13 protein-coding genes are annotated in these 14,837 nt (G+C 62.7%); 7 read left to right on the top strand and 6 right to left on the bottom strand.

Annotation, left to right across the window (positions count from 1 at the left end; all coding sequences use genetic code 11):
- The first annotated feature begins 43 nt into the window (after positions 1-43).
- From exaC to KSS96_RS18440, 7 genes are all read left to right on the top strand, one after another.
- Complete coding sequence (gene exaC / locus KSS96_RS18470) at positions 44-1,564, top strand: acetaldehyde dehydrogenase ExaC (protein WP_017527060.1); 1,521 nt, start codon at positions 44-46, stop codon at positions 1,562-1,564.
- Between the two features lie 240 nt (positions 1,565-1,804).
- On the top strand, positions 1,805-1,876 hold the full coding sequence (pqqA, locus tag KSS96_RS18465; protein WP_008365141.1) for a pyrroloquinoline quinone precursor peptide PqqA: 72 nt from the start codon (positions 1,805-1,807) through the stop codon (positions 1,874-1,876).
- Between the two features lie 103 nt (positions 1,877-1,979).
- Positions 1,980-3,143 (top strand): alcohol dehydrogenase-like regulatory protein ErcA, encoded by a 1,164-nt coding sequence (gene ercA, locus KSS96_RS18460; RefSeq protein ID WP_017527061.1) that lies wholly within the window; start codon positions 1,980-1,982, stop codon positions 3,141-3,143.
- Positions 3,127-4,497, top strand: coding sequence for an ATP-binding response regulator (locus KSS96_RS18455; protein ID WP_065877533.1), 1,371 nt, complete (start codon positions 3,127-3,129; stop codon positions 4,495-4,497). Before ercA ends, KSS96_RS18455 begins: the two co-directional genes overlap by 17 nt.
- Positions 4,498-4,574: 77 nt before the next feature.
- The gene (locus KSS96_RS18450; RefSeq protein ID WP_065877531.1) at positions 4,575-6,038 is read left to right on the top strand and encodes a DASS family sodium-coupled anion symporter; all 1,464 of its coding nucleotides are present in this window, start codon (positions 4,575-4,577) and stop codon (positions 6,036-6,038) included.
- Between the two features lie 241 nt (positions 6,039-6,279).
- Positions 6,280-7,923 (top strand): MFS transporter, encoded by a 1,644-nt coding sequence (locus tag KSS96_RS18445; RefSeq protein WP_017527064.1) that lies wholly within the window; start codon positions 6,280-6,282, stop codon positions 7,921-7,923.
- Entirely contained in the window at positions 7,920-9,065 is a 1,146-nt protein-coding gene (locus KSS96_RS18440; RefSeq protein ID WP_065877529.1) for an HlyD family secretion protein, read from the top strand. Before KSS96_RS18445 ends, KSS96_RS18440 begins: the two co-directional genes overlap by 4 nt.
- 20 nt (positions 9,066-9,085) lie before the next feature.
- Here KSS96_RS18440 and KSS96_RS18435 read toward each other — a convergent pair whose 3' ends face one another.
- The 6 genes from KSS96_RS18435 to KSS96_RS18410 all read right to left on the bottom strand — a co-directional run bounded on the left by KSS96_RS18435 (position 9,086) and on the right by KSS96_RS18410 (position 14,694).
- Positions 9,086-9,985: an aldose 1-epimerase gene (locus KSS96_RS18435; protein ID WP_068937425.1), complete on the bottom strand. Its 900-nt coding sequence runs from the start codon at positions 9,983-9,985 to the stop codon at positions 9,086-9,088.
- 98 nt (positions 9,986-10,083) lie between these two features.
- On the bottom strand, positions 10,084-11,364 hold the full coding sequence (locus KSS96_RS18430) for a TRAP transporter large permease (protein WP_017527067.1): 1,281 nt from the start codon (positions 11,362-11,364) through the stop codon (positions 10,084-10,086).
- Position 11,365: 1 nt separating this feature from the next.
- Positions 11,366-11,893: a TRAP transporter small permease gene (locus KSS96_RS18425; RefSeq protein ID WP_017527068.1), complete on the bottom strand. Its 528-nt coding sequence runs from the start codon at positions 11,891-11,893 to the stop codon at positions 11,366-11,368.
- A 63-nt stretch (positions 11,894-11,956) separates the two neighbouring features.
- Positions 11,957-12,919, bottom strand: a complete 963-nt coding sequence (locus KSS96_RS18420; protein ID WP_135196100.1) for a TRAP transporter substrate-binding protein — start codon at positions 12,917-12,919, stop codon at positions 11,957-11,959.
- 50 nt (positions 12,920-12,969) lie between these two features.
- On the bottom strand, positions 12,970-13,845 hold the full coding sequence (locus tag KSS96_RS18415) for an SMP-30/gluconolactonase/LRE family protein (RefSeq protein WP_135196099.1): 876 nt from the start codon (positions 13,843-13,845) through the stop codon (positions 12,970-12,972).
- Positions 13,846-13,875: 30 nt separating this feature from the next.
- Positions 13,876-14,694 carry an NAD-dependent epimerase/dehydratase family protein gene (locus KSS96_RS18410; protein WP_065877525.1) on the bottom strand — a complete coding sequence of 273 codons (819 nt, stop codon included), beginning with the start codon at positions 14,692-14,694 and terminating at the stop codon, positions 13,876-13,878.
- Positions 14,695-14,837 lie beyond the last annotated feature (143 nt).

The raw sequence follows: 14,837 nt of genomic DNA, 5'->3' as shown, positions 1-14,837 counted from the left end.
CGCCTGTTGACCGACAGGCCCGGACCCAGACAGAGGCTTCAACATGATCTACGCACAACCTGGTACCCCTGGCGCTATCGTCAGCTTCAAATCGCGCTACGGCAATTTCATCGGCGGCGAGTTCGTTGCGCCGCTCAGTGGTGAGTACTTCACCAATTCCTCGCCGGTCACCGGTGAAGTCATCGCCGAGTTCCCGCGTTCCAACGCCGCCGACATCGACAAGGCCCTGGATGCCGCGCACGCCGCCGCCGACGCCTGGGGCAAGACCTCGGCCCAGGACCGTTCCCTGGTGCTGCTGAAAATCGCCGACCGCATCGAGCAACACCTCGAAGTGCTGGCCGTGAGCGAGACCTGGGACAACGGCAAGGCCGTGCGCGAAACCCTCAACGCCGACGTACCCCTGGCTGCCGACCACTTCCGCTACTTCGCCGGTTGCATCCGCGCCCAGGAAGGCGGCGCCGCCGAGATCAACGAACTGACCACGGCCTATCATTTCCACGAGCCGCTGGGCGTGGTCGGGCAGATCATTCCGTGGAACTTCCCGCTGCTGATGGCCGCCTGGAAACTCGCCCCGGCCCTGGCCGCCGGTAACTGCATCGTGCTCAAGCCGGCCGAGCAGACGCCGCTGTCGATCATGGTGTTTGCCGAGCTGATCGCCGATCTGCTGCCACCGGGCGTGCTGAACATCGTGCAGGGCTTTGGCCGCGAGGCGGGAGAGGCGTTAGCCACCAGCAAGCGCATCGCCAAGATCGCCTTTACCGGCTCCACCCCGGTGGGCGCGCACATCATGCATTGCGCGGCCGAAAACATTATTCCGTCCACGGTGGAGCTGGGCGGCAAATCGCCGAACATCTTCTTTGAAGACATCATGAACGCCGAGCCTGCGTTCATTGAAAAAGCCGCCGAAGGCCTGGTGCTGGCATTTTTCAACCAGGGCGAAGTGTGCACCTGCCCGTCGCGGGCGCTGGTGCAGGAGTCGATCTACGAGCCGTTCATGGCCGAAGTGATGAAGAAGATCGTCAAGATCAAGCGCGGCAACCCGCTGGACACCGAGACCATGGTCGGCGCCCAGGCGTCCGAGCAGCAATACGACAAGATCCTCTCGTACCTCAAGATCGCCCAGGAAGAGGGCGCGGTGCTGCTCACCGGCGGCGCGGCCGAGCGTTTGGATGGCGACCTGGCCAGCGGGTATTACATCCAGCCGACGCTGCTCAAGGGCCACAACAAGATGCGCGTGTTCCAGGAGGAAATCTTCGGCCCAGTGGTGGGTGTGACCACCTTCAAGGACGAAGCCGAGGCCCTGGCGATTGCCAACGACAGCGAGTTCGGCCTGGGCGCCGGTTTGTGGACCCGCGACATCAACCGCGCCTATCGCATGGGCCGGGCGATCAAGGCCGGGCGTGTGTGGACCAACTGCTACCACCTGTACCCGGCGCACGCGGCATTTGGCGGGTACAAGAAATCGGGCGTGGGGCGTGAGAACCACAAGATGATGCTCGATCACTACCAGCAGACCAAGAACCTGCTGGTGAGCTACGACATCAATCCGCTGGGGTTCTTCTGACCCCCTGATTGCAACGCGGTCCCCTGTGGGAGGGGGCTTGCTCCCGATAGCAGTGGGTCAGTGACATGAATGTTGACTGACCCACTGCTATCGGGAGCAAGCCCCCTCCCACATTTTGTCCTGGGTACATTCGCGACTATTGCAGTGCATTCACTCCTTCGAAAGTAGCATTCGCACACCCATCCCCCCATGCATTAATGCCTCTACCGGAATCTTCCGGCATAACAAGAGGACTACCCCATGTGGACTAAACCGGCCTACACCGACCTGCGTATCGGCTTTGAAGTGACCATGTACTTCGCCAGCCGCTGATCGCGGGCGCCGCACGGAGGATGCCTCTTTGGTCTGATTGCATTCGCGGCCGGATCGGTTAGTGTGGAGCGCATCTTCCAAAATAATAAAAACAGGCTTTCCAATGAGCCCCAACTTGAGCCTCCTGCGTAAATTCGTCTCGCCTGAAATCATCTTTGGCGCCGGCTGCCGGCATAACGTGGGCAATTACGCCAAGACCTTCGGCGCGCGCAAGGTGCTGGTGGTCAGCGACCCCGGCGTGATCGCCGCCGGCTGGGTGGCGGACGTGGAAGCCAGCCTGCAAGCCATCGGCATCGACTACTGCCTGTACAGCGCCGTGTCGCCCAACCCCCGCGTCGAAGAAGTGATGCAGGGCGCCGAGGTGTACCGCGAACACCATTGCGACGTGATCGTGGCCATCGGCGGCGGCAGCCCCATGGACTGCGCCAAGGCCATCGGCATTGTGGTCGCTCACGGGCGCAGCATCCTCGAATTCGAAGGGGTGGACACCATTCGCGTGCCCAGCCCGCCGCTGATTCTCATCCCCACCACCGCCGGTACGTCGGCGGATGTGTCGCAGTTCGTGATCATTTCCAACCAGCAGGAGCGCATGAAGTTCTCCATCGTCAGCAAGGCGGTGGTGCCGGATGTGTCGCTGATCGACCCGGAAACCACGGCCAGCATGGACCCGTTCCTGTCGGCCTGTACCGGTATCGATGCGCTGGTGCATGCCATCGAAGCGTTCGTGTCCACCGGCCATGGCCCATTGACCGACCCCCATGCGCTGGAAGCGATGCGCCTGATCAACGGCAACCTGGTGCAGATGATCGCCAACCCCAGCGACATTGCCCTGCGTGAAAAAATCATGCTCGGCAGCATGCAGGCGGGCCTGGCGTTTTCCAATGCGATTCTCGGCGCGGTACACGCCATGTCCCACAGCCTCGGCGGCTTCCTCGACCTGCCTCACGGGTTGTGTAACGCGGTGCTGGTGGAACATGTGGTGGCGTTCAACTACAACTCGGCGCCAGAGCGCTTCAAGGTGATCGCCGAGACCTTCGGCATCGACTGCCGGGGCCTTAACCATCGGCAGATCTGCGCGCGGCTGGTGGAGCACCTGATCGCGTTGAAGCACGCGATCGGCTTCCACGAAACCCTCGGCCTGCATGGGGTGCGCGTGGCGGATATTCCGTTCTTGTCCGAGCATGCGATGGACGACCCGTGCATCCTTACCAACCCACGTGAGTCGAGCCAGCGTGACGTCGAGGTCGTGTATGGCGAAGCGCTCTGACGAGCAGCAACGCGCCCTCGCCGGGCTGCTGGGGCTGGGCGACCAGTCGGCGCGCAAGAGCCACTACCCGGAGCTGACGGCGCGCCTGGATGAGTTGGAGGACGAGCGCAGGCGCTACATCCGCCTGAACGACGAGCTGGAGCAGCGCGTGGCCGCGCGCACCGACGAGCTGCTGGAAGCCAACCACAACCTGCAACAGCAGATCGCCCAGCGCGAACAGGTCGAGCAAGCCCTGCGCGACGCCCGCGATGCCGCCCAGGCGGCCAACCGCAGCAAGGACAAATACCTCGCCGCCGCCAGCCATGACCTGCTGCAACCGCTCAATGCCGCGCGGCTGCTGATTGCCACGTTGCGTGAACGTAACCTGCCCAGCGTCGAGCAGGTGCTGGTGGAACGCACCCACCAGGCCCTGGAAGGCGCGGAAGATCTGCTCACCGACTTGCTCGACATTTCGCGGCTGGACCAAGCGGCGGTCAAGCCGGACGTGGCCCTGTATCGGCTGGATGAAGTGTTTGCGCCGCTGGTCTCGGAGTTTCAATCGGTGGCCCAGGCCGCCGGCCTCAACCTGCGGGTGCGCATGGGGCACTACGCGGTGCATACCGACCTGCGCCTGCTCACGCGGATCCTGCGCAATTTCCTCAGCAATGCCTGCCGCTACACCGATGAAGGCTGCATCCTGCTCGGCGCACGCCGCCGTGGTGATTACCTGCGCCTGGAGGTGTGGGACACCGGGCGCGGCATTGCGGCCGACCGGCTGGAGGCGATCTTCCTTGAGTTCAACCAACTGGACGTGGGCCGCGCCGCCGACCGCAAAGGGGTGGGGCTGGGCCTGGCGATTGTCGAGCGTATCGCCGAGGTGCTCGGTTATAGCATCGCCGTGCGTTCGTGGCCGGGGCGGGGCTCGCTGTTCAGCATCGAAGTGCCGCTGAGCGCCCAGATGCCAGCGGCGATCAGCCAGTTGCCGGTGCAACCGACCACGGGCAACCCGCTGCCGGGCCGGCGCTTGCTGGTGATCGATAACGAAACCAGCATCCTGGAGAGCATGCGTGCGTTGCTCGGCCAGTGGGGCTGCGAGGTCGTCATCGCCACCGACCAGGCCGGCGCGTTGCTGGCGTTGCAGGGCAGGGCGCCGGAGCTGATCCTGGCGGACTATCACCTGGACCACGGCGTACTGGGCTGCCAGGTGGTGCGGCAGTTGCGCGAGCATTTCGCGCAGAAGATCCCGGCGGTGATCATCACCGCGGACCGCACCGACCAGTGCCGCCGTGCGCTGCGGCGGTTGGATGCGCCGCTGTTGAACAAGCCGGTCAAACCTGGAAAGTTGCGGGCGGTGTTGAGTCAGTTATTGGGCTAGCCCCTTGACACCTGTCAACACGCGGCGCGGCGCTTTGCCTCATGCTCAAGGCTTGATTTAGAGCCCTGGAGCACCCCATGAGCGCGGCATCTTTCAAATTACCGTTGGGCCTGGTGGTCGCCGTACTGGTGATGACCGGTGTGCTGCTGTTGCCGCTGCCCGCCGACTTGCCGGTAGCGGGGCAGCGGATGCTGGCGATCCTCGCGTTTGCGGTGGTGGTGTGGATTACCGAAGCGGTGTCCTATGAGGCCAGCGCGATCATGATCACCTCGCTCATGGCGTTTTTGCTCGGTACCGCGCCGTCGCTGCAAGACCCCGCGCACCTGATCGGCAGCAGCCCGGCGATCAGCATGGCCCTCACCGGGTTTTCCAACCCGGCGCTGGCGCTGGTGGCGGGCGCGTTGTTTATCGCCGCCGCGATGACCCACACCGGCCTGGACCGGCGCATCGCCCTGGTTACCTTGAGCCGCGTCGGCACCAGCACCCGGCGCATTCTGCTGGGGGCGATTGCGGTGACTATTCTGCTCAGCCTGGTGGTGCCCAGCGCCACCGCACGCAGCGCCTGTGTGGTGCCGATCATGATGGGCGTGATCGCCGCGTTCGGCGTCGATAAACGCTCGAACATCGCCGCCGGGATCATGATCGTGGTGGCCCAGGGCACCAGCCTCTGGAACGTCGGCATCCAGACCGCCGCCGCGCAGAACCTGCTGACCGTGGGCTTCATGGACAAAATGCTCGGCCAGCGCGTGTCGTGGATCGACTGGCTGATCGCCGGTGCGCCGTGGGCGCTGATCATGTCGGCGGTGTTGCTGTTTCTGGTGCTCAAGTTGCTGCCTCCCGAAACCGACAGCATCCCCGGTGGCAAGGAGGCGGTGGCGCAGTCCCTGGTCGATATCGGCCCCATGACCGGCCCACAGAAACGCCTGCTGAGCGTGTCGCTGTTGCTGCTGCTGGCCTGGGCCACGGAAGGGCGCCTGCACGCGTTCGACACCACCTCGACCACCTACGCCGGGTTGGTGTGCCTGTTGCTGCCGGGTATCGGCGTGATGACCTGGAAGGATGTGCAGTCGCGGATTCCGTGGGGCACGGTGATTGTGTTCGGCGTGGGGATCAGCCTCGGTACGGCGTTGCTGAGCACCCAGGCCGGGCAGTGGCTGGGTTCTGCCGTCGTGGCCCACACGGGGCTGGATCAGGTGGGGCCGTTGGGGGTGTTTGCGATTCTGGGGGCGTTTTTGATCGTGATTCACCTGGGGTTTGCCAGCGCCACGGCGTTGACCTCGGCGTTGCTGCCGATATTGATTGCGGTACTGCAGACCTTGCCGGGGGATTTCAGCCGGTTGGGGATGACCATGCTGTTGGGGTTTGTGATGAGCTACGGGTTTATCCTGCCGATCAATGCGCCGCAGAACATGGTGTGCTTGGGCACCGGCACGTTCACGGCGCGCCAGTTTGCCAAGGTGGGCATCCTGGTGACGCTGATCGGGTACGGGCTGATGCTGGTGTTTGCCGCGACCTACTGGAGTTGGCTCGGTTGGATCTGATTGCTCTTCTGAATGCACAAGAGATCTGAATGTGGGGCTTGCTCCCAATGAGGAAGTGTCAGTGGATGCATCTGTTGCTGACCCACTGCCGTCGGGAGCAAGCCCCCCTCCCACATTTTTGACCGTGCCCGCTTCAGCCGTTAATTCCCCGCCAACATGACAAGATGAACTCCATTCAGGTTTACTACTCCCTGAATAACGCCCCCTGCGATCCCAACCGCCGGCTCATCCAGGTCATTGAATGGACAAATACACCCCCCACACCTGGGAACCCCACGAGCGCCCGAGCCTGCCGGGTTCGCCGTCGACACCGTTGCACCCCACGCACAAGCGTTGGCTGTTCGCACTGGTGGGCGTGCTGGTCGCCATCACCGGTGGCCTGGGTAACGCCCTGGTCATCGCCAACCTGCAATACCTGCAAGGCGCCCTCGGCGCGACCACGGCGGAAATGGCCTGGCTGCCCGCCGCTTATGTGATGACCAACGTTTGCATGAACCTGCTGCTGGTGAAGTTTCGCCAACAGTTCGGCCTGCGCGCGTTTACCGAGGTGTTCCTGGTGTTGTATGCGCTGGTGACCTTCGGCCATTTGTTCGTCAACGACCTCAGTTCAGCCATCGCGGTGCGTGCGGCGCATGGGATGGTGGGGGCGGCGCTGAGTTCGTTGGGCTTGTACTACATGATCCAGGCGTTCCCGGCGAAGTGGCGCTTGAAGTCGCTGGTGCTGGGCCTGGGCACGGCGCAACTGGCGTTGCCGCTGGCGCGGCTGTTCTCCGAAGACCTGCTGCAAATCGCCGAATGGCGGGGCCTGTACCTGTTCGAGCTGGGCCTGGCGCTGATCTGCCTCGGCTGCGTGTTCCTGCTCAAGCTGCCGCCTGGCGATCGTTTCAAGACCTTTGAAAAACTCGACTTTCTCACCTTCGCCATTCTCGCCAGCGGCGTCGCGCTGCTCTGCGCGGTGCTGTCCCTGGGGCGTATCGACTGGTGGCTGGAAGCGCCGTGGATCGGCGTCGCCTCGGCCTGTTCGCTGGTGTTGATCATGGCCGGCCTGGCCATCGAACATAACCGCGCCAACCCGATGTTGATGACCCGCTGGCTGGGCAGCGGCACCATGATTCGCCTGGCGCTGGCAGTGATCCTGATTCGCATGGTGCTGTCCGAGCAGTCCACCGGTGCGGTGGGCTTCATGCAGATGCTGAACATGAGTTACCAGCAGATGCACACCCTGTACGTGGTGATGCTGGCCGGGGCGATCAGCGGGTTGGTGGTCAGCGCGTTAACCATCAACCCGGCCCACTTGTTGATGCCGCTGGTGATTTCCCTGGCGCTGATGGCAACCGGCTCGGTAATGGACAGCTTTTCCAGCAACCTGACCCGCCCCGAGAATCTGTACGTCAGCCAGTTCCTGCTGGGCTTTGGCGGCACGTTCTTCCTGGGGCCGACCATGGTGCTGGGCACCAAAAACGTATTGGCCAACCCGCGCAACCTGGTGAGCTTTTCGGTGATGTTCGGCATTTGCCAGAACCTCGGCGGGCTGATTGGCGCAGCGTTGCTCGGCACCTTCCAGGTGGTGCGCGAGAAGTACCATTCCAGCATGATCGTCGAACACCTGAGCCTGATTGACCCGCGTGTGGCCGCACGGGTGCAGAGCGGCGGTTCGGCTTATGGCGGTCTTGTCGCCGACCCGGAACTGCGCAACCTCATGGGCATTCGCAGCCTGGCCACGGCGGCTACCCGTGAGGCAAACGTCATGGCTTACAACGATGTCTTTATGCTGATCGCGATTATCGCGATGCTGACCATGACCTGGATCTTTATCCGCAGTCTGTGGTTGATGAGCACCACCAAAACGGCCACTCCCGTTCAACCCAGCGGCGCGACTTCATGACCGAACCCACGACCACGACCACCAATGCCATCGCCTCCACCCCGGAAGGCACTACGCCGCCGGGCGCCACCGTTACCGAGCCGCGTTCGTTGCGGGTGCGCATACTCTCGTCCCTGGGCTTTGCCGCGATTGCCGTGGTGGGGGTGTTGATTGTGCTTTACGCCTGGCAGTTGCCGCCGTTCAGCAGCGCCGTGGAAACCACCGAAAACGCGCTGGTGCGCGGGCAGGTGACGATCATTGGTCCGCAGCTCAGTGGCTATGTATTTGAAGTGCCGGTGCAGGACTTTCAGTACGTCAAGGCCGGCGATTTGCTGGTGCGCCTGGACGACCGTATCTACAAGCAGCGCCTGGACCAGGCCCTGGCACAGTTGGCGGTGCAGAAGGCCGCCTTGGCCAATGTGGTGCAGCAACGTAACAGCGCCGAAGCGACCATCAAGCTGCGCCAGGCGGCATTGGCGGACAGCCAGGCCCAGGCGCGCAAAAGCACCGCCGACCTGCGCCGCAACGAAGAGCTGATCAGCGACGGGTCGGTGTCCCGGCGCGAGCTGGACGTGACCCGTGCCGCCCATGCGCAAACCCTCGCCGCCGTGACGCAAGCCCAGGCCAGCCTGGAAATTGCCCGGCAGGACCTGCAAACGGTGATCGTCAATCGCGGCTCCCTGGAAGCGGCGGTCGCGAGTGCCGATGCGGCGGTGGAGTTGGCGCGGATCGACCTGTCCAACACGCGCATTACCGCGCCGCGTGACGGTCAATTGGGGCAGATCGGTGTGCGCCTGGGGGCCTACGTCAATTCCGGCGCGCAGTTGATGGCGCTGGTGCCCAAGCAGTTGTGGGTGATCGCGAACATGAAAGAAACCCAGATGGACAACGTGCAGGTCGGCCAACCGGTGACCTTCACCGTGGATGCGCTGAACCACCGCAAATTCCACGGCACGGTGCAGCATATTTCCCCGGCCACCGGGTCCGAGTTCAGCCTGTTGCAGGCGGACAATGCCACCGGCAACTTTGTGAAGATCGCTCAGCGCGTGCCGGTGCGGATTATGGTGGATCCCGACCAGGTTGAGAGTGAGCGGCTGCGGCCGGGGTTGTCGGTGGTGGTGAGCATTGATACGGCGGGGCGCCTGAAAAACAGCCCGCCCTGACATCCCTGACACAACACAAATCAAAATGTGGGAGGGAGCAAGCCACCTCCCACAGTTGGAATGTATTTCAAGGTGAAATCGAGGTGGGTTGATTGGCCTTGCTCCAGCAGTTTCAGGCCCGGTTTGCCCGGCAGGTGATGAGCATTCACCGGATGACTCACCGGCTCGATGCAAAAGAACCCCAGCCCCGGCGGGCAGTACAGCAGGAAGTAATCGGCGCCGCTGGCCTGGCATTCCAGGGCGTAACCCAGCTCGGGCTGTTCAATGCGGCAATGCCCGTCCCACTGGCAAAAGCCGTTGTCCACGAGACCTTCGGGCAGCGCCTTCAATAGCTGAAAATCCCATTCGGGCGGCACTGGCGCCAAGCCTGTCGGCAACTTCGTGGTATCACTCAACCACACCTGTGCCGCCGAGGCCTGCAATCGTGTGTCCGGCCGGCGCGGGAAGTAGGGATGCAACCCCAGCCCGTGCCACGCGGCTTTTTCCGCCAGGTGGGTGACGCGCAATTCGATACTCAGCTCCCCATTGTTCAACCCAATCCGTTGCTCGGCGCGATAGGTAAACGGTGTCTCGCACCGCACCTCAAGCACCACTTCATTCGCCGTTTGGCTGACCACCTGCCACGCCTGCTGCCAGGCCGAGCCGTGAATCGGAAACGGATCGGTGGCGCTGTTGGGCGTCAGCACCAGCCAGCCGTCGGGATTGTCGAACCCTTCTTTTGCAATGCGGTTGGACCAGGGCGCCAAGGGGTAACAGCCCAGCTTGCCGGGCAGGCCGATGTTCAATGCCTGCTGGTCGTTATGCCGCAACAGCGGCTGGCCCGTGGCGCGTGCGGTCCAGTTGACGAGGCTGCCGCCGATGGCGGGGGCGAGGGTGAGGTGTGTGAGTTGATCGCTGATTTCGATGAGGTTTGAAGGCATGGTCTTTCGCCGGATGAAGGGGGACGGTGGCAGGGGCAAATTGTGGGAGGGAGCAAGCCCCCTCCCACATTTGATCTGCTTTGTGCTTGAGAGCGGGTTTACAGCACCACACTCGGCAGCCACAGCGACAAGGCCGGGATGTAGGTCACCGCTATCAGGATCAGGAACAGCACCGCGTAAAACGGCAGCAGCGCCTTCACGGTTTTCTCGATCGTGGTTTTGCCCACTGCCGCGCCGACGAACAGCACCGCGCCCACCGGCGGGGTGATCAGGCCGATGCCGAGGTTCACCAGCATGATCATGCCGAAGTGCACCGGGTCGACGCCGATACCCAGCACCACCGGCAACAGGATCGGCGTGAGGATCAGGATCAGCGGCGCCATGTCCATCACCGTGCCGAGCAACAGCAGCATGACGTTGATGCACATCAGGATCACGTAGCGGTTGTCCGACAGGGTCAGGAACAGCGTGGTGATCTTCGCCGGGATCTGCATCAGGGTCATGATGTAGCCGAAGCTGGCGGCGAAGGCGATCAGGATCATCACGATGGAAATGGTGCGCACCGTGCGGTGCATCAGCTTGGGCAGTTCGTTCCACTTATAGTCGCGGTAGATAAACATGGTCACGAAGAACGCCCACAACACGGCAATCGCGGCCGATTCAGTGGCGGTGAAGATCCCTGAGAGGATACCGCCCAGAATGATCACCATGGCCATCAGGCCCCAGAGTGCATCGGCGGCAATTTTCAGCGCCTGCTTGAGGGGGATGACTTCGCCTTTGGGGTAGTCGCGTTTCTTCGCGAAGATCAGGCACAGCACCATCAGGCACGCGCTCATCAACAGGCCCGGGACCACGCCGGCCATGAACAGCGAGGCGATGGACACCGTGCCGCCGGCCGCCAGGGAGTAGAGCACCGAGTTGTGGCTGGGCGGCGTCAACAGCGCCTGCACCGAGCCGCTGACGGTCACGGCGGTCGCGAACTCACGCGGGTAGCCACGCCGTTCCATTTCCGGGATCAGCACCGAGCCGACCGAGGCGGTATCCGCCACCGACGAGCCCGAGATGGCGCCAAAAAAGGTCGAGGCCACGATATTCACCAGGGACAGGCCACCGCGCACGAAGCCCACCAGCACCCCGGCAAACGCCACCAGGCGCCGCGACATGCCGCCCTCGGCCATGATCGCCCCGGCCAGCACAAAGAACGGGATCGCCATCAGCGAAAACTTGTTCACGCCGCCGGCCACCTGAATCATCAGGGCCTGGAAGGGGATGTCGATCCACCATGCGCCAATCAGCGCTGACAAGCCCAGGGCGTAGGCCACCGGCATGCCGATCAGGATCAAGGCGATAAAGCTGCCCAACAGAACTAAAGCATCCATTTCACGCAGCCCCTTCACTTTCTTCGACGAGGTCGAAGCGCACCACACGACGGTTGCTCTGGTCACCGAGCAGGAGTTTTTCCACCACAAAAATCAGCGTCAACACACCGCCGATAGGGATCGGCATGTAGGTGATGCCCACGCGCAGGGTGGGGATGGCACTCATGAATTGGTTCCAGGTGGACAGGCACAGCTTGGTGCCCCAAATGGCCATGAACAGACAGATGGTCGCCATCAGCAGTTGCGAGAAAATGCCGACGAGGCGGCGTTGTGCGGGCGGCAGGCGGTCAACGACCATGGCCACCGACATATGCGCGCCGGCGCGATAACTGGCGGCGGCACCGATAAAGGTGAACACCAGCATCAGCAGGATAGCGGTGGGTTCCGGCCAGCTTGCGCCGGTACCCAGGACGTAGCGGGCGAAGATGCCCCAGGGGATGATCAGGGCGACGCCGAGAACCGAAAGGCCGGCGACCCAGATACAGGTCATATAGATACGGTCGTTGATGCGCAGCAGTAAATTCTTCATGGCGTTCACCGTGACCGGGCGCGTCAGTACCCACCGCGCCGGGCCTTGTCAGAGAGGAGGGCGTTACTGCACGGCGTCGATACGCTTGATCAGGTCGGCGTAAGGCGCGCCGTACTTGGCCCGCACCGCTGCGGTGGCGTCGTAGAAGGGTTTTTTGTCGACGCTGATGAACTCGACGCCGGCATCCTTGAGTTTTTTCTCACTGCTGGCGGACTTGGCGTCCCACAGCGTGCGCTCATCGGCCTGGGCGGCCTTGGCGGCTTTTTTCACCATGTCTTGCTGGGCGGGGGTGAGTTTGTTCCAGGTGATTTTAGACATCACGATGGGTTCGGGCAGGATCAGGTGTTCGGTGAGGGTGTAGTACTTGGCGTTCTGGTAGTGGTTGTGCTCGAGCATGGTCGGCGGGTTGTTCTCCGCGCCGTCGATGACCCCGGTCTGCAAGGCGCTGAAGATCTCGCCGGTGTCCATGGCGATGCCATTGGCGCCCATCGCGTTGAAGGCTTCGATGAAGATCGGGTTGCCCTGCACGCGAATCTTCATGCTCTTGAGGTCTTCGATTTTGCGCACCGGTTTCTTGGTGTAGAGGTTGCGCGTGCCGCCGTCCATCCAGGCCAGGGCCACCAGGCCGAATTCGGAGTTGGTGATTTTGGCGAGGATTTCGTCACCGATCTCGCCGTCGATGATCTTGCGCATGTGCGCCTGGTCACGGAATACGAACGGCAGGTTGAACACATTCACATCGGGCACCACCGGCCCGACAATGCCGAGGCTGACGCGGGTCATTTGCACGGCGCCGACCTGGGCCTGTTCGACCACCTCTTTTTCGGAACCGAGCACACCACCAGGGAAGTACTTGAAGGTCAGTTCGCCGTTGGTTTCCTTCGTCAGTGCCTTGCCCATGTTCTCTTCGGCAACCACGGTGGGGTAGCCGGCGGGGTGGATATCGGCAAATTTGATTTCCAGCGCGTGGGCGGCGCTGCTGAGGGTGAAGACTGCGGCGGCGAGCAAGGTGCGTTTGAAGTCCATGGGTGTGTCTCCTGTGTTGTTATTTTTTTATTCAAGGCACAGCGATGCAGCTAGAGGGTGAAGGTGGGCTCCGGCAATCCGGTGACGCCGGGGTTGAGGGCGAACACGCCGCCGGACAATGACTCTTCACTTTGGTCGTCACGGATCGAGGTGACGAACAGGGTGTCCAGGCGACTGCCGCCAAAGGCACACATGGTGGGTTTTTTCACCGGCACGCTGAGGGAGCGATCCAGCCGGCCGTCAGGGGTGAAACGGTGGATCAACCCGGCGTCGTTGGCGCAGATCCAATAGCAGCCGTCGGCGTCCACCGCGGCGCCGTCGGGGCGGCCAGGGTGGTTATGCATGTCCACGAACACGCGGCGATTGGACGGCGTGCCGGTGTCGATGTCGTAGTCAAAAGCCCAGATCTGTTGCACCAGCGGGTGCGAATCCGAGGCGTACATCGTGCGGCCATCGGGGCTGAAGGCCAGGCCGTTGAGGGTGATGAAGCCATCCAGTTGGGCGTGGGGTGCTGAGCCTGACGCATAGCGGTAGAGGATGCCCTCGGCGGCATTTTTGCCCATGTTCAAGACCATGCTGCCGGCCCAGAAGCGGCCCTGGCGATCGCAGCGGCCGTCGTTCAGGCGCATGTCTTCACGCGGGTGCTCGACGCTGGCCAAAGCCACGGTGTCGAGGCTGCCGTCGTTGTGCGGGGTGAGTTGGAAAAAACCGGTTTGCATGCCGGCGACCCACTTACCCGCCTCGGTGCGGGCGATGCAGGCCAGCATCTGCGGGGCTTTCCACGCGGCGAGGTGGCCGCTGTCGGCGCTCCAGCGTTGCAGGCGACCATTGGGGATGTCCACCCAGTACAACGCGTTTTCCTCTGGCACCCACACCGGGCATTCGCCCACGGCGTTGCGGGCATCGACGATCAATTCAGCAGTCATGGCAACGCATTCCCTTGGGTTGATGTGAACTCAGTCACCAAACGGCCCGGCTGCGCAGAACGCACCGCCCTGATACACCGCGGCCGGGTCATCGGCGGGCACCGGCGGTTGGGCTTCGACCTGGGCGCGGAACACTTCGGAGCTGTCCTTGGGTCCAAAACCCAGGTGCGCGGCGTAGCGGTTGTCCCACCAGGTAGCGAGGTTGTCCGACACGCCGTAGACCACGGTGTGGCCCACATTTGGCGTGTACAGCGCACGTTCGAGCAGTTGGGTGAGGTCATCGAAGCTCAGCCAGGTATGCATCATGCGGCGGTTCTGCGGCTGCGGGAACGAGGAGCCGATGCGGATGCTCACGGTCTCGATGCCGTAGCGGTCGAAGTAGAAACTGGCCATGTCTTCGCCATAGGACTTGGACAGGCCGTAGTAGCTGTCCGGGCGGCGAGGGGAGTGGGCGTCGATGGTTTCGGTTTGCTTGTAGAAGCCGATCACATGGTTGGAACTGGCGAAGATCACGCGTTTGACGCCATGGCGGCGGGCGGCTTCGTAGATGTGGAAGGTGCCGCTGATATTGGCGCCGAGGATTTCTTCAAATGGGCGCTCTACCGAGACACCGCCGAAATGCAGGATGGCGTCGACGCCTTCGACCAAGTGATGCACAGCTTGTTTGTCGGCGAGGTCGCAGGGCTGGACTTCTTCCGAAACATCGGCAGCCGGGGCCATGGCGGCGATATCGGACAGGCGCAGGACGTGGGCGTAGGGGCGCAGGCGCTCGCGCAGGACTTTGCCGAGGCCGCCGGCGGCGCCGGTGAGGAGCAGGCGGTTGAAGGGCGCTTGGGTGGTCGTGGTCATGGGGATTCCAAATTTTTGTTGTAGGTTGTCGTATGACTGTGTCGAAGTATTGTGATGCAGCCCCAGGTTGTCAACGCTCTTGCCGACGAGTGAGAGTCAAAATGTGGGAGGGGGCTCCCGATGAGGGAGTGCCAGTAAATGTA

Origin of the sequence: Pseudomonas asgharzadehiana, from assembly GCF_019139815.1 — a bacterium.
Taxonomy (GTDB): Bacteria; Pseudomonadota; Gammaproteobacteria; order Pseudomonadales; family Pseudomonadaceae; genus Aquipseudomonas; species Aquipseudomonas asgharzadehiana.
Note: the sequence above shows the minus strand (reverse complement) of the source record. Positions and strands in the feature narration are given on the sequence as shown.

Bases quoted from the DNA above. Each gene is read 5' to 3' on its own strand.
- KSS96_RS18445 (WP_017527064.1), top strand. From the start codon at position 6,280: ATGGACAAATACACCCCCCACACCTGGGAACCCCACGAGCGCCCGAGC.
- KSS96_RS18435 (WP_068937425.1), bottom strand. From the start codon at position 9,985: ATGCCTTCAAACCTCATCGAAATCAGCGATCAACTCACACACCTCACC.
- KSS96_RS18415 (WP_135196099.1), bottom strand. From the start codon at position 13,845: ATGACTGCTGAATTGATCGTCGATGCCCGCAACGCCGTGGGCGAATGC.
- KSS96_RS18440 (WP_065877529.1), top strand. From the start codon at position 7,920: ATGACCGAACCCACGACCACGACCACCAATGCCATCGCCTCCACCCCG.
- KSS96_RS18425 (WP_017527068.1), bottom strand. From the start codon at position 11,893: ATGAAGAATTTACTGCTGCGCATCAACGACCGTATCTATATGACCTGT.
- KSS96_RS18430 (WP_017527067.1), bottom strand. From the start codon at position 11,364: ATGGATGCTTTAGTTCTGTTGGGCAGCTTTATCGCCTTGATCCTGATC.
- KSS96_RS18450 (WP_065877531.1), top strand. From the start codon at position 4,575: ATGAGCGCGGCATCTTTCAAATTACCGTTGGGCCTGGTGGTCGCCGTA.
- exaC (WP_017527060.1), top strand. From the start codon at position 44: ATGATCTACGCACAACCTGGTACCCCTGGCGCTATCGTCAGCTTCAAA.
- KSS96_RS18420 (WP_135196100.1), bottom strand. From the start codon at position 12,919: ATGGACTTCAAACGCACCTTGCTCGCCGCCGCAGTCTTCACCCTCAGC.
- KSS96_RS18455 (WP_065877533.1), top strand. From the start codon at position 3,127: ATGGCGAAGCGCTCTGACGAGCAGCAACGCGCCCTCGCCGGGCTGCTG.
- KSS96_RS18410 (WP_065877525.1), bottom strand. From the start codon at position 14,694: ATGACCACGACCACCCAAGCGCCCTTCAACCGCCTGCTCCTCACCGGC.
- ercA (WP_017527061.1), top strand. From the start codon at position 1,980: ATGAGCCCCAACTTGAGCCTCCTGCGTAAATTCGTCTCGCCTGAAATC.